Annotated in this window: 32 protein-coding genes and 2 pseudogenes; 30 read left to right on the forward strand and 4 right to left on the reverse strand. The window is 63.7% G+C overall.

Going from position 1 to position 19,593, the window contains the following annotated elements; all coding sequences use genetic code 11:
* The 20 genes from rplB to map form a co-directional block, all read left to right on the forward strand.
* The coding region (gene rplB, locus WAW17_RS24205; RefSeq protein WP_422335431.1) for a 50S ribosomal protein L2 at positions 1-392 on the forward strand (392 nt) is incomplete at its 5' end.
* Positions 393-405: 13 nt separating this feature from the next.
* Entirely contained in the window at positions 406-687 is a 282-nt protein-coding gene (rpsS, locus tag WAW17_RS24210) for a 30S ribosomal protein S19 (protein WP_003940820.1), read from the forward strand.
* A complete protein-coding gene (gene rplV / locus WAW17_RS24215) occupies positions 684-1,088 on the forward strand; it encodes a 50S ribosomal protein L22 (protein WP_422335432.1) in 405 nt (134 codons plus the stop codon). Before rpsS ends, rplV begins: the two co-directional genes overlap by 4 nt.
* Entirely contained in the window at positions 1,088-1,894 is an 807-nt protein-coding gene (gene rpsC, locus WAW17_RS24220; protein WP_422335433.1) for a 30S ribosomal protein S3, read from the forward strand. The genes rplV and rpsC overlap by 1 nt, the downstream gene beginning before the upstream one ends.
* A 3-nt stretch (positions 1,895-1,897) precedes the next feature.
* Positions 1,898-2,314 (forward strand): 50S ribosomal protein L16, encoded by a 417-nt coding sequence (gene rplP / locus WAW17_RS24225; RefSeq protein ID WP_422335434.1) that lies wholly within the window; start codon positions 1,898-1,900, stop codon positions 2,312-2,314.
* A complete protein-coding gene (gene rpmC, locus WAW17_RS24230) occupies positions 2,314-2,550 on the forward strand; it encodes a 50S ribosomal protein L29 (RefSeq protein WP_422335435.1) in 237 nt (78 codons plus the stop codon). Before rplP ends, rpmC begins: the two co-directional genes overlap by 1 nt.
* On the forward strand, positions 2,547-2,828 hold the full coding sequence (gene rpsQ / locus WAW17_RS24235) for a 30S ribosomal protein S17 (protein ID WP_422335436.1): 282 nt from the start codon (positions 2,547-2,549) through the stop codon (positions 2,826-2,828). Before rpmC ends, rpsQ begins: the two co-directional genes overlap by 4 nt.
* 169 nt (positions 2,829-2,997) lie before the next feature.
* On the forward strand, positions 2,998-3,366 hold the full coding sequence (gene rplN / locus WAW17_RS24240) for a 50S ribosomal protein L14 (RefSeq protein ID WP_005239639.1): 369 nt from the start codon (positions 2,998-3,000) through the stop codon (positions 3,364-3,366).
* Positions 3,366-3,683 (forward strand): 50S ribosomal protein L24, encoded by a 318-nt coding sequence (gene rplX / locus WAW17_RS24245; RefSeq protein ID WP_005239640.1) that lies wholly within the window; start codon positions 3,366-3,368, stop codon positions 3,681-3,683. The genes rplN and rplX overlap by 1 nt, the downstream gene beginning before the upstream one ends.
* 1 nt (position 3,684) lies before the next feature.
* Positions 3,685-4,251: a 50S ribosomal protein L5 gene (rplE, locus tag WAW17_RS24250; protein ID WP_422335437.1), complete on the forward strand. Its 567-nt coding sequence runs from the start codon at positions 3,685-3,687 to the stop codon at positions 4,249-4,251.
* A gap of 4 nt (positions 4,252-4,255) precedes the next feature.
* The gene (locus tag WAW17_RS24255; protein ID WP_422335438.1) at positions 4,256-4,441 is read left to right on the forward strand and encodes a type Z 30S ribosomal protein S14; all 186 of its coding nucleotides are present in this window, start codon (positions 4,256-4,258) and stop codon (positions 4,439-4,441) included.
* 171 nt (positions 4,442-4,612) lie between these two features.
* On the forward strand, positions 4,613-5,011 hold the full coding sequence (gene rpsH / locus WAW17_RS24260) for a 30S ribosomal protein S8 (RefSeq protein WP_422335439.1): 399 nt from the start codon (positions 4,613-4,615) through the stop codon (positions 5,009-5,011).
* A 13-nt stretch (positions 5,012-5,024) separates the two neighbouring features.
* Entirely contained in the window at positions 5,025-5,564 is a 540-nt protein-coding gene (gene rplF / locus WAW17_RS24265; protein WP_422335440.1) for a 50S ribosomal protein L6, read from the forward strand.
* Position 5,565: 1 nt separating this feature from the next.
* Positions 5,566-5,973, forward strand: a complete 408-nt coding sequence (rplR, locus tag WAW17_RS24270; protein ID WP_095860921.1) for a 50S ribosomal protein L18 — start codon at positions 5,566-5,568, stop codon at positions 5,971-5,973.
* Positions 5,974-6,010: 37 nt separating this feature from the next.
* Positions 6,011-6,667, forward strand: a complete 657-nt coding sequence (rpsE, locus tag WAW17_RS24275; protein WP_422335441.1) for a 30S ribosomal protein S5 — start codon at positions 6,011-6,013, stop codon at positions 6,665-6,667.
* A complete protein-coding gene (rpmD, locus tag WAW17_RS24280; RefSeq protein WP_378572957.1) occupies positions 6,667-6,846 on the forward strand; it encodes a 50S ribosomal protein L30 in 180 nt (59 codons plus the stop codon). Before rpsE ends, rpmD begins: the two co-directional genes overlap by 1 nt.
* A gap of 2 nt (positions 6,847-6,848) precedes the next feature.
* Complete coding sequence (rplO, locus tag WAW17_RS24285) at positions 6,849-7,292, forward strand: 50S ribosomal protein L15 (RefSeq protein WP_422335442.1); 444 nt, start codon at positions 6,849-6,851, stop codon at positions 7,290-7,292.
* A gap of 188 nt (positions 7,293-7,480) precedes the next feature.
* A complete protein-coding gene (gene secY, locus WAW17_RS24290; RefSeq protein WP_422335443.1) occupies positions 7,481-8,794 on the forward strand; it encodes a preprotein translocase subunit SecY in 1,314 nt (437 codons plus the stop codon).
* The gene (locus WAW17_RS24295; RefSeq protein ID WP_422335444.1) at positions 8,791-9,336 is read left to right on the forward strand and encodes an adenylate kinase; all 546 of its coding nucleotides are present in this window, start codon (positions 8,791-8,793) and stop codon (positions 9,334-9,336) included. Before secY ends, WAW17_RS24295 begins: the two co-directional genes overlap by 4 nt.
* Complete coding sequence (gene map, locus WAW17_RS24300) at positions 9,336-10,133, forward strand: type I methionyl aminopeptidase (RefSeq protein ID WP_422335445.1); 798 nt, start codon at positions 9,336-9,338, stop codon at positions 10,131-10,133. The genes WAW17_RS24295 and map overlap by 1 nt, the downstream gene beginning before the upstream one ends.
* Before the next feature lie 15 nt (positions 10,134-10,148).
* Here map and WAW17_RS24305 read toward each other — a convergent pair.
* Together WAW17_RS24305 and WAW17_RS24310 are read right to left on the reverse strand one after the other, a co-directional pair.
* A pseudogene (locus WAW17_RS24305) lies at positions 10,149-10,271 on the reverse strand (hypothetical protein); the annotation flags it as partial.
* Positions 10,272-10,416: 145 nt separating this feature from the next.
* Positions 10,417-10,494, reverse strand: a pseudogene (locus WAW17_RS24310) (D-tyrosyl-tRNA(Tyr) deacylase); the annotation flags it as partial.
* Positions 10,495-10,747: 253 nt separating this feature from the next.
* Here WAW17_RS24310 and infA point away from each other — a divergent pair.
* The 8 genes from infA (at position 10,748) to truA (ending at position 15,484) form a co-directional block, all read left to right on the forward strand.
* Complete coding sequence (gene infA / locus WAW17_RS24315) at positions 10,748-10,969, forward strand: translation initiation factor IF-1 (RefSeq protein ID WP_003418601.1); 222 nt, start codon at positions 10,748-10,750, stop codon at positions 10,967-10,969.
* An 88-nt stretch (positions 10,970-11,057) separates the two neighbouring features.
* Positions 11,058-11,171 carry a 50S ribosomal protein L36 gene (rpmJ, locus tag WAW17_RS24320; protein WP_003938068.1) on the forward strand — a complete coding sequence of 38 codons (114 nt, stop codon included), beginning with the start codon at positions 11,058-11,060 and terminating at the stop codon, positions 11,169-11,171.
* A gap of 235 nt (positions 11,172-11,406) precedes the next feature.
* The gene (gene rpsM / locus WAW17_RS24325) at positions 11,407-11,781 is read left to right on the forward strand and encodes a 30S ribosomal protein S13 (RefSeq protein WP_422335446.1); all 375 of its coding nucleotides are present in this window, start codon (positions 11,407-11,409) and stop codon (positions 11,779-11,781) included.
* Entirely contained in the window at positions 11,781-12,194 is a 414-nt protein-coding gene (gene rpsK / locus WAW17_RS24330) for a 30S ribosomal protein S11 (protein WP_422335447.1), read from the forward strand. The genes rpsM and rpsK overlap by 1 nt, the downstream gene beginning before the upstream one ends.
* Before the next feature lie 22 nt (positions 12,195-12,216).
* Entirely contained in the window at positions 12,217-12,822 is a 606-nt protein-coding gene (gene rpsD, locus WAW17_RS24335; RefSeq protein WP_422335448.1) for a 30S ribosomal protein S4, read from the forward strand.
* A 113-nt stretch (positions 12,823-12,935) separates the two neighbouring features.
* Complete coding sequence (locus tag WAW17_RS24340) at positions 12,936-13,997, forward strand: DNA-directed RNA polymerase subunit alpha (protein WP_422335449.1); 1,062 nt, start codon at positions 12,936-12,938, stop codon at positions 13,995-13,997.
* Between the two features lie 33 nt (positions 13,998-14,030).
* Complete coding sequence (gene rplQ / locus WAW17_RS24345; protein WP_422335450.1) at positions 14,031-14,600, forward strand: 50S ribosomal protein L17; 570 nt, start codon at positions 14,031-14,033, stop codon at positions 14,598-14,600.
* A gap of 71 nt (positions 14,601-14,671) precedes the next feature.
* The gene (gene truA, locus WAW17_RS24350) at positions 14,672-15,484 is read left to right on the forward strand and encodes a tRNA pseudouridine(38-40) synthase TruA (protein WP_422335460.1); all 813 of its coding nucleotides are present in this window, start codon (positions 14,672-14,674) and stop codon (positions 15,482-15,484) included.
* Positions 15,485-15,497: 13 nt separating this feature from the next.
* On the opposite strand, the gene WAW17_RS24355 is transcribed toward truA, so the two are convergent.
* On the reverse strand, positions 15,498-16,640 hold the full coding sequence (locus WAW17_RS24355; protein WP_422335451.1) for an acyl-CoA dehydrogenase family protein: 1,143 nt from the start codon (positions 16,638-16,640) through the stop codon (positions 15,498-15,500).
* Between the two features lie 57 nt (positions 16,641-16,697).
* Here WAW17_RS24355 and WAW17_RS24360 point away from each other — a divergent pair, with 57 nt between their 5' ends.
* Together WAW17_RS24360 and WAW17_RS24365 are read left to right on the forward strand one after the other, a co-directional pair.
* A complete protein-coding gene (locus tag WAW17_RS24360; protein WP_422335452.1) occupies positions 16,698-17,279 on the forward strand; it encodes a TetR/AcrR family transcriptional regulator in 582 nt (193 codons plus the stop codon).
* Positions 17,280-17,314: 35 nt separating this feature from the next.
* Positions 17,315-17,884: an NADPH-dependent FMN reductase gene (locus WAW17_RS24365; RefSeq protein WP_422335453.1), complete on the forward strand. Its 570-nt coding sequence runs from the start codon at positions 17,315-17,317 to the stop codon at positions 17,882-17,884.
* On the opposite strand, the gene eccE is transcribed toward WAW17_RS24365, so the two are convergent.
* The gene (eccE, locus tag WAW17_RS24370) at positions 17,881-19,533 is read right to left on the reverse strand and encodes a type VII secretion protein EccE (protein WP_422335454.1); all 1,653 of its coding nucleotides are present in this window, start codon (positions 19,531-19,533) and stop codon (positions 17,881-17,883) included. The genes WAW17_RS24365 and eccE overlap by 4 nt on opposite strands.
* Between the last annotated feature and the right edge of the window lie 60 nt (positions 19,534-19,593).

Genomic DNA, 19,593 nt, shown 5'->3' on the forward strand with positions numbered 1-19,593 from the left:
CCGGCGGCGGTGCCAAGATGGCCCGCTCGGCTGGTGCCAGCATCCAGCTGCTCGGCAAGGAAGGCCCCTACGCCACGCTGCGTATGCCGTCCGGTGAGATCCGTCGCGTCGACGTGCGCTGCCGCGCATCGATCGGTGAGGTCGGTAACGCCGAGCAGTCGAACATCAACTGGGGTAAGGCCGGCCGCATGCGCTGGAAGGGCAAGCGCCCGACCGTTCGTGGTGTCGTGATGAACCCGGTCGACCACCCGCACGGTGGCGGCGAGGGCAAGACCTCCGGTGGACGCCACCCGGTCAGCCCGTGGGGTAAGCCCGAAGGGCGCACCCGCAAGAACAAGGCGAGCGACAAGCTCATTGTCCGTCGTCGCCGTACCGGCAAGAACAAGCGCTAGGAGGGAGTGAAGGATGCCACGCAGCCTTAAGAAGGGCCCGTTCGTCGATGACCACCTCCTCGCGAAGGTGGACGTACAGAACGAGAAGGGGACCAAGCAGGTCATCAAGACCTGGTCCCGTCGTTCCACGATCATCCCGGACTTCATCGGCCACACGTTTGCGGTCCACGACGGACGCAAGCACGTCCCCGTGTTCGTTTCCGATTCGATGGTCGGACACAAGCTCGGAGAGTTTGCACCGACCCGCACTTTCAAGGGTCACATCAAGGATGATCGGAAGGCGAAGAGGCGATGAGCAACACCGAAACCGCCAACCCGACCGCCAAGGCAATCGCGCGCCACGTGCGTGTCACGCCGATGAAGGCGCGTCGAGTTGTGGACCTGGTCCGCGGGCGTTCGGTTGAAGACGCCCTGAACATCCTGAAGTTCGCGCCGCAGGCTGCGAGCGAGCCGGTCGCCAAGGTGATCGCCAGCGCTGCCGCCAACGCCGAGAACAACCTCGACCTCGACCCGAGCACGCTTGTCGTTGCCACGGCGTACGTGGACGAGGGCACGACCCTCAAGCGGTTCCAGCCGCGTGCACAGGGACGTGCGTTCCGTATCCGCAAGCGGACGAGCCACATCACCGTGATCGTGGAGAGCCTGCCCAAGGCCGGAACATCGACCCGTAATCGCCGGAAGGGAAGTGCTCAGTAGTGGGCCAGAAAATCAACCCGCACGGCTTCCGACTCGGCATCACCACCGACTGGAAGTCCCGCTGGTACGCAGACAAGCAGTACGCGGAGTACGTCAAGGAAGACGTCGCGATCCGTAAGCTCCTCGCCACCGGCATGGAGCGCGCGGGAATCGCGAAGGTCGAGATCGAGCGCACCCGTGACCGTGTGCGGGTGGACATTCACACCGCTCGTCCGGGCATCGTCATCGGCCGCCGCGGCGCCGAGGCCGATCGCATCCGTTCCGAGCTCGAGAAGCTGACCGGCAAGCAGGTCCAGCTGAACATCCTCGAGGTCAAGAACGCCGAGGCAGAGGCTCAGCTCGTCGCACAGGGTGTGGCCGAGCAGCTCTCGAACCGTGTCGCCTTCCGTCGTGCGATGCGCAAGGCCATCCAGTCGGCCATGCGTCAGCCCAACGTCAAGGGAATCCGGGTCCAGTGCTCCGGTCGTCTCGGCGGCGCCGAGATGTCCCGCTCGGAGTTCTACCGCGAAGGTCGCGTTCCGCTGCACACGCTGCGTGCCGATATCGACTACGGACTCTACGAGGCCAAGACCACCTTCGGTCGCATCGGCGTGAAGGTCTGGATCTACAAGGGCGACATCGTCGGTGGCAAGCGTGAGCTGGCCGCCAACGTGGCTGCTCCCGCCGGCGACCGTCCGCGGCGTGAGCGTCCGACCCGTCCGCGTCGCTCCGGTGCCACCGGCACCACCGCGACCAGCACCGAGGCCGGCCGCGCAGCGACCGCCACCGCCGATGCACCCGCTACGACTGAACAGAAGGAGGGCTGACGCATGTTGATCCCAAGGCGGGTCAAGCACCGCAAGCAGCACCATCCGAGCCGTTCGGGTGCCGCCAAGGGTGGAACCCAGGTGACCTTCGGTGACTACGGCATCCAGGCTCTCGAGCCTGCCTACATCACCAACCGGCAGATCGAGTCCGCTCGTATCGCCATGACCCGGCACATCAAGCGTGGCGGCAAGATCTGGATCAACATCTTCCCGGATCGCCCCCTCACGAAGAAGCCGGCCGAAACCCGCATGGGTTCCGGTAAGGGTTCGCCCGAGTGGTGGATCGCGAACGTCAAGCCGGGTCGCGTGATGTTCGAGATGAGCTACCCCAATGAGGAGACCGCTCGTGAGGCCCTGCGCCGCGCGATTCACAAGCTCCCGTGCAAGTGCCGGATCGTGACAAGGGAGGAGCAGTTCTGATGGCTACTGGAACCCCAGCCGCAGAGCTCCGCGAGCTCACCGAAGAAGAGCTGGTCACCCGGCTTCGTGAGTCGAAGGAAGAGCTGTTCAACCTTCGCTTCCAGATGGCCACGGGTCAGATGGACAACAACCGCCGACTTCGCACCGTCCGTCACGAGATCGCGCGTGTCTACACCGTTCTGCGTGAGCGTGAGCTCGGGCTGGCCGTTGGCCCGGACACAGGTGACGCGGCATGAGTGAGGAAAAAGCAGTGAGCACTGAAGAGCGCAACAGCCGTAAGGTTCGGAGCGGCTACGTCGTCTCCGACAAGATGGAGAAGACCATCGTGGTCGAGCTCGAGGACCGGGTCAAGCACCCGCTCTACAGCAAGATCATTCGGCGCACCAGCAAGGTCAAGGCACATGACGAGAACGGTGTCGCCGGTATCGGCGACCTCGTGCAGCTGATGGAGACCCGTCCGCTGTCCGCGACGAAGCGCTGGCGCCTCGTCGAGGTCCTCGAGAAGGCCAAGTAAGAAAACGAAGATTGTGTCCAGTACGATGGTGGGGTTGCCTTGCGGCAGACGCAGGGCACCCCACCATCAGTGGGTACAGACCGCGTACGTCGGGTCGGAAATCCGCCGTGCATGACAGTGCGTCTTCCGAGACCGCACCAGTCGAAAAAACCAGGTCAAGGAGAAGTAAGTGATTCAGCAGGAGTCGCGGCTGCGCGTCGCCGACAACACGGGTGCCAAGGAGATTCTCTGCATCCGCGTTCTCGGTGGTTCGTCACGCCGTTACGCCGGGATCGGTGACATCATCGTCGCCACCGTGAAGGACGCCATCCCGGGTGGAAACATCAAGAAGGGCGAGGTCGTCAAGGCGGTCATCGTCCGTACCACCAAGGAACGTCGCCGTCCGGACGGCTCGTACATCAAGTTCGACGAGAACGCCGCTGTCCTCATCAAGCCGGACAACGATCCCCGTGGCACCCGTATCTTCGGCCCCGTCGGCCGTGAGCTGCGTGAGAAGAAGTTCATGAAGATCGTCTCGCTCGCCCCGGAGGTGCTGTGATGAAGGTGCACAAGGGTGACACCGTGCTGGTCATCGCCGGCAAGGACAAGGGCGCGAAGGGCAAGGTCATTCAGGCCTACCCCGCGACCAACAAGGTCCTCGTCGAAGGCGTGAACCGCATCAAGAAGCACACCGCGGTTTCCGCGAACGAGCGCGGAGCTTCCTCCGGCGGCATCGTGACGCAGGAAGCCCCGATCCACGTTTCCAACGTCGCGGTCGTCGACTCGGACGGCAACCCCACCCGCGTGGGCTACCGGACCGACGAAGAGTCCGGCAAGCGCGTTCGGATTTCCCGGAAGAACGGGAAGGACATCTGACATGACCTCCACTGAGAACAAGATCCAGCCGCGGCTGAAGACTCGCTACCGCGAGGAAATCAAGGCAGCGCTGAACAGCGAGTTCGATTACGCCAACGTGATGCAGATCCCGGGCGTCGTCAAGGTCGTCGTCAACATGGGTGTCGGCGACGCCGCCCGCGACGCCAAGCTGATCAACGGCGCAGTCCACGACCTCGCACTGATCACCGGTCAGAAGCCCGAGGTCCGCAAGGCGCGCAAGTCCATCGCGCAGTTCAAGCTTCGCGAGGGAATGCCGATCGGCGCTCGCGTCACGCTGCGTGGCGACCGCATGTGGGAGTTCCTGGACCGTCTCGTGTCCGTGGCCCTGCCGCGTATCCGCGACTTCCGTGGCCTGTCGGGCAACCAGTTCGACGGCAACGGCAACTACACGTTCGGCCTGAACGAGCAGTCGATGTTCCACGAGATCGATGTGGACAAGATCGACCGCCCGCGCGGCATGGATATCACCGTGGTGACCACCGCGACCAACAACGAAGAAGGCCGTGCCCTGCTGAAGCACCTCGGCTTCCCGTTCAAGGAGAACTGAGCTAATGGCTAAGAAGGCATTGGTCAACAAGGCCAACAAGAAGCCCAAGTTCGCGGTGCGCGCTTACACCCGTTGCCAGCGCTGCGGCCGTCCCCACGCGGTGTTCCGCAAGTTCGGCCTGTGCCGAATCTGCGTTCGCGAGATGGCTCACGCCGGCGAACTGCCCGGGGTTCACAAGAGCTCCTGGTGAATCGTCGCCCGGCGGGTTCGGTGACCTGATCACCGACTCCGCACGGGTGAAGAGCACCACCCCATACTTCCGGTCCGTAACCTCGAGCCGGGAAACGTAAGACCTACTTCGCGATAGGCCTGCGCCGGAAACGGCAGAGGGAACCGTGGCGAGAAAGGTGAAGGTCAACTCATGACCATGACCGACCCCATTGCAGACTTCTTGACGCGTCTGCGCAACGCCAACACGGCGTACCACGATGAGGTGAAGTTGCCCCACTCGAAGATCAAGGCGAACATCGCCGAGATCCTCAAGCGCGAGGGTTACATCGCCGATTACCGCACCGAGGATGCCGAGGTGGGCAAGACCCTCGTCGTCGACCTCAAGTACGGCCCGAGCCGTGAGCGCAGCCTTGCCGGCGTGCGTCGCGTCTCCAAGCCCGGTCTGCGTGTGTACGCGAAGTCCACCAACCTGCCCAAGGTTCTGGGCGGCCTCGGCGTGGCGATCATCTCCACGTCCACCGGCCTGCTCACCGATCGCCAGGCGGCCAATCAAGGAGTAGGCGGGGAAGTCCTCGCCTACGTCTGGTAAGGGAGGCCACCACATGTCGCGTATCGGAAAGATTCCCGTCACCGTCCCCTCGGGCGTCGACGTCACGATCAACGGCCAGGATGTCACGGTCAAGGGCCCCAAGGGCACGCTCGACCTGACCATCTCCGAGCCGATCACCATTGCGAAGAACGAGGACGGCACGCTGGCCGTGACTCGTCCCGACGATGAGCGTCGCAGCCGTGCGCTGCACGGTCTCTCGCGCACCCTGGTGCAGAACCTCATCACCGGTGTGACCGACGGTTACACCACCAAGATGGAGATTCACGGCGTCGGTTACCGTGTCGCACTCAAGGGCAAGGACCTCGAGTTCGCGCTCGGCTACAGCCACCCGGTTCCCATCGAGGCTCCGGAAGGCATCACCTTCGCGGTCGAGTCGCCCACCAAGTTCTCGGTGTCCGGCATCGACAAGCAGAAGGTCGGGCAGATCTCGGCCAACATCCGTCGTCTCCGCCGTCCCGACCCGTACAAGGGTAAGGGCGTGCGTTACGAGGGTGAGCAGATCCGCCGCAAGGTCGGAAAGACGGGTAAGTGATATGAGCCAGACTGCAAACCAGAAAGCCAAGCGGGTTCCGCTGGGCAAGGATGCGTCGACAAAGCGTCGCCTGTCGAAGGTGCGTCGTCACTTCCGTCTTCGCAAGAAGGTCTCCGGCACGCCCGAGCGTCCCCGCTTGGTCGTCAACCGGTCCTCGCGTCACATCCACGTCCAGCTCGTGGACGACCTCGCCGGCCACACCCTGGCCGCAGCGTCGACCACCGAGGCGGATGTGCGCGCTGCGGACGGCGACAAGAAGGCCCTCAGCGCGAAGGTCGGTCAGCTGATCGCCGAGCGCGCGAAGGCAGCCGGCGTCGAGGCCGTGGTGTTCGACCACGGCGGACACGGCTACCACGGTCGCATCGCGGCCCTTGCGGACGCAGCTCGCGAAGGCGGGTTGAAGTTCTGATGACCAACACGGAGTACATGAACGGAAGGACAGCCTGATGCCGGGACGTCAAAGGCGTGACGGCGGAAGCGGACCCGCCGGACAGAATGGACCCGCAAGCGGTGACAGCCGTGGGGACAGCCGCGGAGGCGGCCGTGACCGCCGCGACAGTCGTCGTGACAACGCTGCGGAGAAGTCGAACTTCATCGAGCGCGTCGTCACCATCAACCGCGTGTCGAAGGTCGTCAAGGGTGGTCGTCGTTTCAGCTTCACCGCCCTGGTGATCGTGGGCGACGGCAACGGACTCGTCGGCGTCGGCTACGGCAAGGCCAAGGAAGTTCCTGCGGCCATTCAGAAGGGTGTCGAGGAGGCTCGTAAGAGCTTCTTCCGCGTTCCGATGATCGGTGGCACCATCACCCACCCCATCCAGGGTGAAGCCGCCGCCGGCATTGTCATGCTTCGCCCGGCGAGCGCCGGTACCGGTGTTATCGCCGGTGGCGCGGTGCGTGCCGTGCTGGAGTGCGCCGGAATCCACGACATCCTGTCGAAGTCGCTCGGTAGCGACAACGCCATCAACGTCGTGCATGCGACCGTCGCTGCGCTCAAGGGCCTGCAGCGTCCCGAGGAAGTTGCCGCTCGCCGCGGTCTCCCCCTCGAAGACGTGGCCCCCGCCGGCATGCTGCGTGCGCGCGCACAGGCTGGGAGCGTGAAGTAATGGCCGACCTCAAGGTCACACAGATCAAGAGCACCATCGGTACCAAGCAGAACCAGCGGAACTCCCTGCGTACCCTCGGCTTGAAGGGCATCCGTCAGACGGTTGTCCGCGAGGACAACGCGCAGAACCGCGGTCTGATCAACGTGGTGCGCCACCTCGTCACAGTTGAGGAGGTCTAACCATGACCATCAAACTGCATCACCTGCGCCCCGCGCCCGGAGCCAAGTCCAACAAGATCCGTGTCGGTCGTGGTGAAGGCGGCAAGCGCGGCAAGACCGCGGGCCGCGGTACGAAGGGCACCAAGGCACGTAAGAACGTGCCGGTCGCCTTCGAGGGTGGTCAGATGCCGCTGCATATGCGTCTGCCCAAGCTCAAGGGCTTCACCAACCCGTTCCGCACCGAGTACCAGGTCGTCAACGTCGGCGACATCGCCCGCCTGTTCCCCGAAGGGGGACAGGTCGGTGTCGAGGATCTCGTTGCCAAGGGGGCCGTTCGGAAGAACCAGCTCGTCAAGGTTCTCGGCGACGGCGACCTTACCGTCGCCGTCCAGGTGACGGTGAACAAGTTCACCGGCTCCGCCAAGGAGAAAATCGCGGCTGCCGGTGGTACCGCCACCGAGCTGTGAGCAATCACCAATAGCCAGTAGATGGCCGCAGTACAGCCTCGCGCTGTACTGCGGCCATTTGCGGCTCTGGGTAGACCGCCTCCGGTCTCCCAGCTGTGCGTTCAATTGCCACTGTTAGAGTTCTAGAGTCCATTCACGGACGATTCCTCGTGTGTCTCGTCCTCCCACTTGCCCAGCCAGGAGGATCTTTGCTTTCCGCCTTCGTCTCGGCCCTCAGGACCCCGGACCTGAGGCGGAAGATCCTCATTGCGCTCGGTCTGGTCGCGCTCTACCGCATCGGTGCCGTGGTGCCCTCGCCCGGCGTCGACTACGGCAACGTCCGAGCCTGTGTCGATCAGCTCTCGGGTGGGGATTCCGCCGGCATCTACTCGCTGATCAACCTGTTCTCGGGTGGTGCATTACTCCAGCTCTCCGTGTTCGCGATCGGCATCATGCCGTACATCACGGCGAGCATCATCGTCCAGCTGTTGACGGTCGTCATTCCGAAGTTCGAGCAACTTCGGAAGGAAGGCCAGTCCGGCCAGGCGAAGATGACGCAGTACACGCGTTACCTGTCCATCGCTCTCGCGATCCTGCAGGCCACCGGCATCGTGGCTCTTGCCGCGCGCGGTCAGCTCCTGCAGGGATGCCAGGAAGAGATCATCGCGGACAAGAGCATTTTCGGGCTCGTGATCATCGTGCTGGTCATGACCGCCGGTGCCGCACTCGTCATGTGGTTCGGCGAGATCATCACCGAACGCGGCGTCGGGAACGGCATGTCGCTCCTGATCTTCTCGGGTATCGCGTCTCGCCTGCCGTCCGAGGGCAAAGCCATCCTGGACAGCCGGGGTGGCCTCACGTTCGCGATCATCTGCGTGGCGGCGCTGGCGATCATTGCGGGTGTCGTGTTCGTCGAGCAGGGTCAGCGCCGTATTCCCGTGCAGTACGCGAAGCGGATGGTGGGCCGCAAGATGTACGGCGGTTCGTCCACCTACCTGCCGCTCAAGGTGAACCAGGCCGGCATCATCCCCGTGATCTTCGCATCGTCGCTGCTGTACCTGCCGAACCTCATCGCGCAGCTCACGGGTGCCACCTCGGCCACGGACCCGAGCTGGTGGCAGCGGATCATCAACGAGTACCTGGTGAATCCGAACAACCCGGTGTACATCACGATCTATTTCGCGCTCATCGTGTTCTTCGTGTTCTTCTACGTGGCGATCACGTTCAACCCGGAAGAGCGCGCTGACGAGATGAAGAAGTTCGGCGGCTTCATCCCAGGCATCCGTCCCGGACGCCCCACTGCGGACTACCTGAACTACGTTCTGAACCGCATCACCGTGCCGGGCTCCATCTATCTCGGTCTGATCGCCGTGGTACCCCACTTCTTCCTGTCCGGAAGTCAGACGACCAGCAGCATCTTCGGTGGCGCGGCTGTACTGATTCTGGTCAGCGTCGCCTTGGACACGGTCAAGCAGATCGAAAGTCAATTGATGCAACGTAACTACGAAGGGTTCCTCAAGTGAGACTTGTCCTCCTTGGTCCTCCCGGTGCAGGCAAGGGCACCCAGGCCGCGATTCTGTCCGAGAAACTCGGCGTCCCGCACATCTCGACGGGCGATTTGTTCCGCGCCAACATCGGGCAGTCCACCCCGCTGGGACTCGAGGCGAAGAAGTACCTCGACGCCGGCGACCTCGTTCCGTCCGAGATCACCAACAACATGGTGAAGGCCCGCGTGGCCGAGCCGGACGCGGCTAACGGATTCCTCTTGGACGGCTTCCCCCGGACTGTCGATCAGGCGCAGGCGCTCGAGGCGATCCTGGCGGACCTGAGCACCAAGCTCGACGCCGTTCTGTCCTTCGTGGTGAACGAGGACATCGTGGTGGAGCGGATGCTGGCCCGGGGTCGTGCCGACGACAAGGAAGACGTCATCCGCAACCGACTGCGGGTGTACCGCGAGGAGACCGCACCGCTGCTCGACTACTACAAGGATCAACTCCTCACCGTTGACGCGCTGGGCGAAGTCGACGAGGTCAACGCCCGAGCACTGGCAGCGCTGGGTAAGTAATGGGCTTCGGGCGCAAACGTAAGGTCGTTCCCTTCAGGACCGCCGGCGAACTCGATGCCATGGCGGCAGCCGGTGCCATCGTCGGTACAGCTCTGGTGGCAGTGCGGGCTGCGGCCGAGCCGGGCGTGAGCACCCTGGAACTCGACGAGTTGGCCGAATCGGTCATCCGCGACGCCGGGGCCGTGCCGTCATTCAAGGGTTACCACGGCTTCAGCGGTTCGATCTGCTCGTCCGTCAACGATCGTGTGGTCCACGGGATCCCCTCGGCGCAGGAAATTCTCGTCGCAGGCGACCTCGTCTCCATCGACTGCGGTGCGATCCTCGACGGCTGGCACGGCGATTCGGCCTGGACCTTCGGCGTCGGTGAACTCGTCGAGGCGGATCTGGAACTCAGCGCCGCTACCCGGCTCTCCATGGAAGCCGGGATCGCCGCGATGGTGCCGGGCAACCGTCTTACCGACGTCTCTCATGCCATCGAATTGGGCACTCGCGCCGCCGAGGTCACGCACGGCCGCAAGTACGGAATCGTAGACGGCTACGGTGGTCACGGCATCGGTCGTGAGATGCACATGGATCCGTTTCTCGCCAACGAGGGAGCACCGGGCAAGGGGCCGCAACTGGTGGTCGGATCGGTGCTCGCGATCGAGCCGATGCTGACCCTCGGGACCACCGATACCGTTGTCCTCGAAGACGATTGGACCGTGGTCACAGCGGACGGTACCCGTGCCGCACACTGGGAGCACACGGTGGCTGTCACGGAGGATGGCCCGCGCATTCTGACGCTGCGTCCGGAATAGCGTTCACAGGAGCGTTCACACGTCGACCAAAAGGGTGACGGGTCCGTCGTTCACGAGGCTGATCGCCATGTGCTGCCCGAAAAACTCCGGTCTCGATCGTCGCGCCCATGTTCCGAAGGGCCTGCGTAAACGCCTCGACCAGTGTTCCGCTACTGGTCGGGGCGCCGCCGCGGACCAGGAGGGCGCCGCCCCCGGCGCGTGTCGGCCATGAGAGTGAACCGGCCGGCGACAAGGATGGGAGCGTCGAGATCGGCCGTGGACTGCTCGTTCTCCAGAATCTGGGCGGGGGAGTGGTCCGCCCCACTTCCACGCCGTCGACCCGGACCCCCGAAGTGGTCACTCTTTGTATCAGAGCACGCACGGGAGAGACCCTTCGAGTGGCGGGGAATGTGCGGGAACAGTGGTGCTGTGCCGGCGCGAAGGACCGCATTTGGCCTGGTGGGCATTTTCCCGTAGCATGGATCAACGGTGCGCTATGCGTGCCGGTTGCCTGCGTGCCCAGGTCGGATTCGGTCCGGCGTATTCATGCATCCGGCCGGCGATGAAGCCATTGGGCGCCACGGTAACGGAAACAGATGCAATAAGCACGTCACACCACATGGATCGCGGAGGATATGGCTAAGAAAGACGGGGCCATCGAGGTCGAGGGACGAGTAGTCGAGCCGCTGCCCAATGCGATGTTCCGCATTGAGCTCGAGAACGGCCACAAGGTTCTCGCCCACATCAGCGGAAAGATGCGTCAGCACTACATTCGCATCCTCCCGGAAGATCGCGTTGTCGTGGAGCTGTCGCCCTACGACCTGTCGCGCGGACGCATCGTTTACCGGTACAAGTAGAGCTTCCTCGATCTGACCAGATCGAGGAGAAGTACGTCCGCCGCGGGACCCTCGTAGCGGGCTGCCACAAAACAGGAGATCAGAAGACGTGAAGGTTCAGCCGAGCGTCAAGAAGATCTGCGAAAAGTGCAAAGTGATCCGTCGTAACGGCCGGGTCATGGTGATCTGCGAGAACCTGCGTCACAAGCAGCGTCAGGGCTAGATCTACGCTTTTCGAGGATCTGCTTGGCAACAAGCACAAGATGACCTTCCAGCACCAGCCGATTCCCACGGCCACCGGGTTCACACCCACGGCAGGTTTCGGTTCACCCCCGGCACGGAGGCTGGGGCCCCACTGAGTTAGTTGAGACTTCGCCGGTCGAGAAGACCGTCGGCGTTTGAAGAGGCACAGGGGATGGACTGGGAGCAGACCTCCGAACACCGATAGGAAATGCCACATGGCACGTCTCGCAGGTGTCGATCTTCCCCGTGAAAAGCGGATGGAGATCGCACTGACATACATCTACGGCATCGGCCGCACCCGCTCCAAGGAGATCCTGGACGCCACCGGCGTCAACCCGGATCTCCGGAGCAAGGACCTCTCGGATGAGGATCTGGCCAAACTCCGCGAGTACATCGAGGAGTCGTTGAAGGTCGAGGGTGACCTTCGTCGCGAGGTCCAGGCCGACATCCGGCGCAAGATCGAGATCGGCTGCTACCAGGGCCTGCGCCACCGTCGTGGTCTGCCCGTGCGTGGTCAGCGCACCAAGACCAACGCCCGCACCCGCAAGGGTCCGAAGCGCACCATTGCAGGCAAGAAGAAGGCGAAGTAATGCCCCCCAAGTCACGTAGCGCCGGTCCGAAGAAGACCCAGAAGACGCGTCGCAGGGAAAAGAAGAACGTCCCGCACGGCGCTGCTCACATCAAGAGCACGTTCAACAACACCATCGTGTCCATCACGGATCCGGCCGGAAACGTCATTTCCTGGGCCTCCTCGGGACACGTCGGCTTCAAGGGTTCGCGTAAGTCGACCCCGTTCGCCGCCCAGCTTGCCGCCGAGAGCGCTGCCCGCAAGGCGCAGGAGCACGGCGTCAAGAAGGTCGACGTCTTCGTCAAGGGACCCGGCTCCGGCCGTGAGACCGCGATCCGCTCGCTTCAGGCCGCAGGCCTCGAGGTCGGCACCATCTCCGATGTCACCCCCCAGCCGCACAACGGCTGCCGTCCGCCCAAGCGGCGTCGGGTATAGCGGGAAGGATAGGTAGAAGAAAATGGCACGTTATACCGGACCCATCACCCGCAAGTCGCGTCGTCTGCGCGTCGACCTCGTCGGAGGCGACCAGGCATTCGAGCGTCGCCCGTACCCGCCCGGACAGCACGGCCGCGCGCGTATCAAGGAGAGCGAGTACCTGCTCCAGCTGCAGGAGAAGCAGAAGGCTCGCTTCACCTACGGCGTCATGGAGAAGCAGTTCCGTCTGTACTACAAGGAGGCGAACAACCGCCCCGGTAAGACCGGCGAGAACCTGCTGCGCATCCTCGAGTCGCGTCTCGACAACGTCGTGTACCGCGCCGGACTGGCCCGCACTCGCCGTCAGGCGCGTCAGCTCGTCACGCACGGTCACCTCCTTGTGAACAACAAGAAGGTCGATATCCCCAGCTACCGCGTCTCCCAGTACGACATCATCGATGTCAGGGAGAAGTCGCTGTCGACGCTTCCGTTCCAGGTTGCACGTGAGACCCAGGGCGATCGCCCGATCCCGGGTTGGCTGCAGGTTGTCGGTGGACGTCTCCGCATCCTGGTTCACCAGCTTCCCGAGCGTGCACAGATCGACATTCCTCTGCAGGAACAGCTGATCGTCGAGTACTACTCGAAGTAAGGCCTCGGACCTGTGCTCTTTGTCGGTGGTTCACACCGACAAAGAGCACGGGCACCCAGTGCCTTTCCCATCGTGGGCGTCAAATAGCGGACGCCCGTACAGGAGGAAATCCAATGCTCATTTCTCAGCGACCCACGCTGACCGAAGAGGTCATCGCTGACGACCGCTCGAAGTTCGTCATCGAGCCCCTCGAGCCAGGCTTCGGGTACACCCTCGGCAATTCGCTCCGTCGCACCCTGCTCTCGTCGATCCCCGGCGCTGCTGTCACCAGCATCCGTATCGACGGCGTCCTGCACGAGTTCACCACGGTTCCCGGTGTGAAGGAAGATGTCACCGACATCATCCTGAACCTCAAGGGCCTCGTCGTGAGTTCCGAAGAGGACGAGCCGGTCACCATGTACGTCCGCAAGCAGGGCCCCGGCTCCGTGACCGCAGGCGACATCGTGCCCCCGGCCGGCGTCACCGTGAACAACCCGGATCTGCACATCGCCACCCTGAACGACAAGGGAAAGTTGGAGATCGAGCTCGTCGTCGAGCGCGGTCGCGGCTATGTCCCCGCCGTCCAGAACAAGGCGTCCGGCGCCGAGATCGGCCGCATCCCGGTCGACTCGATCTACTCGCCGGTGCTCAAGGTCACCTACAAGGTGGAGGCCACCCGCGTCGAGCAGCGCACCGACTTCGATCGGCTCGTTCTCGATGTGGAAACCAAGAACTCCATCACCGCTCGGGACGCGCTCGCTTCTGCGGGTAAGACCCTGGTTGAGCTCTTCGGCCTGGCCCGTGAGCTGAACGTCGAAGCAGAAGGCATCGAGATCGGACCCTCACCCGCCGAGGCCGACCACATCGCGTCCTTCGGACTTCCCATCGAGGACCTGGACCTCACGGTCCGCTCGTACAACTGCCTCAAGCGCGAGGGTGTTCACACCGTCGGTGAGCTGGTTGGTCGTACGGAATCCGATCTGCTCGACATCCGCAACTTCGGACAGAAGTCCATCGACGAGGTCAAGGTCAAGCTGCATTCGCTCGGCCTCGCTCTCAAGGACAGCCCCGCGTCCTTCGATCCCACCACCGTGGCTGGATACGATCCGGCCACCGGAACGTGGAGTGACACCGACGCAGGTTCCTTCGGCGACGCCGACGGCACCGAGGACTACGCCGAGACCGAACAGCTGTAGCCGCCGCTCACGGTCCTTTACTAGGAGATCATCATGCCCAAGCCCAAGAAGGGTGCCCGCTTCGGCGGGTCGGCTTCGCACCAGAAGGCGATTTTCGCCAACCTGGCAACCGCGCTCTTCGAGCACGGTCGTATCACCACCACGGAGTCCAAGGCCAAGGCCTTGCGCCCGTACGCCGAGAAGCTCGTCACGCACGCCAAGGTTGGAACCCTGGCTCACCGTCGCGAGGTCCTCAAGGTTATCCGCAACAAGGATGTCGTGCACACCCTGTTCGCGGAGATCGGTCCGTTCTACGCCGATCGCGACGGCGGCTACACCCGCATCGTCAAGACGGTTCCCCGCAAGGGTGACAACGCTCCGATGGCGATCATCGAGCTCGTCAAGGAGAAGACCGTAACCTCCGAGGCCGACCGTGCGCGCCGCGTGAAGGCTTCGCAGGATGCACCGGCCGCCGCGTCGGCCGAGGAGAACGTTGTCGAGGCTGTCGAAGCCGAGGCAACCGACGCCGAGGTCGCGAACGCCGACGCAGTCGTCGAGGCTATCGAGGACGAGACCGCCACCGCGGCCGACGCTCCCGAAGCCGATGAGGCCAAGAAGGACTAGTCCACTTGGTTTCGGCACACGCTGAATCGAACGAGCCCGTCGTCCCGGTAGGGGACGGCGGGCTCGTTCGCTTGCGGCTCGATATCGCTTACGACGGCACGGATTTCTCGGGCTGGGCACGTCAGAACGGTCTGCGCACGGTGTGCGGTGAGATCGAAGAGAAGCTCGGCGCCGTGCTGCGGTCACCGCTGCAGCTGACCGTCGCGGGACGCACCGACGCCGGCGTCCACGCCAGCGGACAGGTGGCGCATGTGGACGTCCCCGCCGATTCGCTGCCGGACGATCCGTCGCGGCTGGTCCGCAGACTCGCCCGATTTCTGCCGAAAGATGTCCGCATCAAGCAACTCTCGATTGTTCCCGAACAATTCGATGCCCGGTTCTCCGCGTTGCGCAGGCACTACGAGTACCGCCTGACCACGGCGGTCTACGGTGCTGATCCGCTGCGGGCGCGGGACATCGTGTCGTATCCGAGGGTGCTCGACCTCGATCTGATGCGAGGGGCGTCGGCAAGACTGCTGGGTCTGCACGATTTCGCCGCGTTCTGTAAGCGCCGCGACGGCGCCACCACCGTGCGCGAACTGCAGCGCTTCGACTGGGAGCGCGACGGCGAGCTGTTCACAGCATTCGTCAGTGCTGACGCCTTCTGCTGGTCGATGGTTCGAAGCCTTGTCGGCGCGGTGCTCGCAGTAGGGGAGGGGCGACGTGATCTCGCATGGGTAGACCACCTGCTCAGCCAGAAATCGCGATCGAGTTCGATTCTTGTCGCGCCCGCACACGGACTGACACTCGTCCGCGTCGACTACCCCGACGCTGACGAATTGGCGGCACGCAACGCGATCACTCGTGACGTTCGTTCCGTGCCGGGAGGATGTTGCGGCGACTAGCTGACGCGGCGCGTCAACCTGCGAGTTGACGCGCAATCACCAGACGCTGAATCTGGTTGGTGCCCTCGAAGATCTGGGTGATCTTCGCTTCACGCATGTACCGTTCCAGCGGGAAGTCCTGGGTGTAGCCGTATCCGCCGAGTACCTGGACCGCGTCCGTGGTCACCTTCATCGCGGCATCGGTGGCCACGAGTTTCGCGACGCTGGCGTTTCGCGAGTACGGCACACCGGCGTCTCGCCGCCTTGCGGCATCGAGATACGTGGCGCGCGCGGAATCGACCGCTGCCGCCATGTCGGCGAGGACGAACCCGAGACCCTGATGGTCGATGATCCGCTTGCCGAAAGCCTTGCGTTCCTTCGCGTAGGCAACGGCGTCGTCGAGGGCCGCCTGTGCGAGCCCCACCGCCACGGCGGCGATGCCGAGTCGTCCGGAGTCGAGTGCGCTGAACGCAATCGGGAGTCCCTGTCCCTGTGCGCCGATCCGGCGTTCCTCGGGAATCAGTGCGTCGTCGTAGTGCGCGGATGTCGTGGGTACGGCGCGCAGCCCCATCTTCTCCTCCGGCTTGCCGAAACTGAGGCCCTCGGTGTCCTTGTCGACGAGGAAGCACGACACACCGCGTGAACCGTCATCGCTGGTGCGGGCAAAGAGGTTGTAGAAGTCGGCGCGGCCTCCGTTGGTGATCCAGGCCTTCGAGCCGTTGATCCGGTATCCGCCGTCGATCGGCGTCGCCTTGCACGCGAGGGCGGCGGCGTCGGAACCTGCCTGGGATTCCGACAGGCTGTAGGCGCCGATCGTCTCACCGCCGAGCATGTCGGGCAGCCAGCGCCGCTTCTGCTCGTCGGTGCCGTATGTGAAGAGGGGAAAGCACGAGAGGCTGTGCACGCTGACGGCGACGGCCACCGCGGCCCACCGCGCGGCGAGTTCCTCGAGCACCTGAAGATACACCTCGTACGGTTGATCTCCGCCACCGAATTCTTCCGGGTACGGCAGGCTCAGGAGCCCAGCGCGTCCGAGAGCGGGGAAGACCCCTTCAGGAAAGGTCTCGCTCTTCTCGTGCTCATTCGCCTTGGGGGCGAGTACTTTGTCGGCCACGTCCCGGGTGAGATCGATCAGGTCGTGAGCTTCACGGCTCGGCAGCAGGCGTTCGACGGTCACAGTGTCTCCTGATAGAGGAAGTAGTACTAGAAACGATACTCCAGTACTGTCTAGAGTATGGCACGGGTAGGGTACAAGCAGACTGTCCGACGGGCCGTGTTGTTCGACCAGCTCGTCGCGCTCTTTCTTGCCGATGGTTTCTCGACACTCACCCTCGACGACATCGCCGCTCGTCTCCGATGCTCCAAGTCAACCCTGTACACACTTGCGAGCAGCAAGGACGAACTGGTTCGAGCTGCCACGGTCCACTTCTTCCGGGCCGCCACCGAGAACGTCGAGGCCGCAGTCGCGGCTGCCGGCGGCCGCGCACAGGACAGGATCAGCGCCTATCTCCTCGCGGTGGGTGACCAACTTGCGCCCGCGTCCGAACGATTCATGGACGACCTGGCCGGAGCGAGTTCGGCCCGTGCCGTCTACGAGCAGAACACCGCTATTGCCGCAGAGCGGGTACGGCAGCTGATCACCGATGGCGTTGCGACCGGCGAGTTCCGTTCTGTCCACGCCGAGTTCGTGGCTGACGTGGTCTCGTCGACGATGGTGCGTATTCAGCAGCGCGCGGTCGCGCGGGTGACCGGATTGGACGACGCCCGGGCCTACCGGGAACTCGCGGGGTTGATCACTGCGGCCGTTGCCGCGTGAGGGACCTACGATTACCCCGGAGAGAGGGAGTTTCGATGACAGCCGACGCCGAACCCGTTCGACTCGAGATAATCGTGGGGTCCACCAGGGCGGGACGCATCGCCCCAGTTGTAGCCGATTGGTTCGCGACGTACGCCCGCCCGTTCGCCGGCCTCGACATCGGCACGATAGATCTCGCGGAGATGTCACTTCCACATGACTTCGCGGCGTCACCCGTGACCGACGAGTTTCGGAGAAGGGTGGGTCGTTCGGACGCATTTGTGGCCGTCACGTCCGAATACAACCACGGGTATCCAGCGTCATTGAAGACCGCCTTCGACAGCGTGAAACACGAATGGAGAACGAAGCCCATAGGATTCGTGTCCTACGGCGGACTGTCGGGTGGACTGCGGGCGACGGAACAACTGCGGCAGGTGGTGGCCGAGTTGCACATGGTATCGGTTCGGCAGAGTGTCAGCTTTCATCAGGTCCGAAAGAGGTTCGACGAACACGGCCGGACCACCGACGCCGCGGCCATCGACTCGGCCGGCCGCATGCTTGCGCAGTTGGTGTGGTGGGCACGCGCGGTGCGGACGCAGGAAGCGACCGACCCGTATCCGGGTTAGTACTGGTAGCTCGGTTGGTGGTATTCGTCCATCGCGCGGGGCCGGCCGATGAAGGCGGTCTCGGAGGAGATGGTGACCAACATGAGGTCGATGCTGGTTCCTCCGGTCGACAGGGTGATCCGATCACCCAAGGCGTCGGGTTGCACTATGGACAGGTCGGGTTCGGCGCCGGGCCATTGACCGGGCTCGCCGTAAAGGTAGATCGCGGTGATGCCCGCGCGTGGGGCAAGCGCATCGACACCATCGAACACCACGGTGTTGAACATGTTGTCGGACTGAGGATTCGATTCGGCTACCCGCAATCGGTCGGGTGTCGCGATCGAGTCGATAAGCGAGGACCAAGCGTGCGGGCGATCGGTGTGTATCAGCACCCGAGCTCCTGTCGCAATGGCGCGGAACACCAGTTGTTGGGCGAGGTACAACTCGCCCGCGACGTACACCATTCCGACGCCGGGACCTGCGACGCGGGCGGTGATCCCGTGTCCGTCGTCATCGGAACCGATGAGTTGACCGCACCCCGCAGGAGGCAATTGCAGGGTATGCAGTTCCTCGATCGGCACGTCATACAGTGGAATGACGTCGTCGAGGTTGCGTACTCCGACGGGAAGATTGGCCAGCAAGCTTCTCCGGTGACGTCCGTGCATCGAGATGAGCCCGGGTTGCGCGAGGGGTTCCGGCATCGTGCGCGTGGTGATCCGGCACGCTGCGCCGATCCGAACCAGGCCGGGATGGGAGCTCGGGCGGAGTCGCACTGTAACGGTGGTGCCCAGGCTGGAGGGTACCCAGAGGGTGGCCAGGAGATCCTTGGTGAGGTGACGCGGATCCACGCCGTATCCCGTGTTGCACACGCCGGGAAGTGGTGTGTGCTTCCACGTCTCGGTGAACATCTTCGGGTCGACGCCCCTGCTGATCTGCAGCGCAGCCGAGTCGATTTCGGGTGCTGTGAGAATGCGGGCACGGCATCCGGCGTCCGCGAGTGTACGAACGACACGACTCGCTGCGATCGTGAGGGCCCGCGAGGCACCTTCTTCACCGCCGCCGCGCCGTGCCACGGCGTCGACGCTTTCGGTGGCATCGAATCGCAATGCGAGCCAGACCATCCGAGTGGCCGTCGCGGGAAGTGGTCCGATGAGGCGGTCGTAGACATCGGTGGCCGGACTGCCCGCAGCGGTGCGATAGCCATGGCTGACGATATCGATGCCGCTCAACGAGATGTCGTGTTGTACGAGGCAGGCGGCGAGCGCGGCGACCGGCAGTTGGTGCGTCGATTGAAAGCCGTCCCTGGCGACCTGCGTCAAGCTTCCGGCCGGCGGCAGCACCTCGACAACCGCGATGACGTCCCCACCGTCCCACCGAAGCCCCACGGACCTGCCCGTCGGCGCCTGGAAGCTCACCGTGCGTGCCGGTGCGAGTTCGGAAGTGGCGAGGTACCGCAGTGAAGTGCGTACCCACTCGAGAACAGTGCACCCGCGAATTCGAATGAGAACGACGACGACGACCGCGATGACGACGGCAACCGCGCCCCACCATGGCATTCCGCACAGCGATGCCGTTATCCCGGCGACCACGCCCACCAACTGGGCAATAATCAGGTCGGTTGCCGCAAATCGGTGTGACGACGGCCAGCGTTTGACGCGCGAACGGTCCATGGTTCCTCCCCCGAATACCTGAACCCAGCAGACCCGTACCCGTCCGCCGTGACGACTGAT

Origin of the sequence: Rhodococcus sp. (in: high G+C Gram-positive bacteria) (genome assembly GCF_049286785.1) — a bacterium.
Taxonomy (GTDB): Bacteria; Actinomycetota; Actinomycetes; order Mycobacteriales; family Mycobacteriaceae; genus Rhodococcus_F.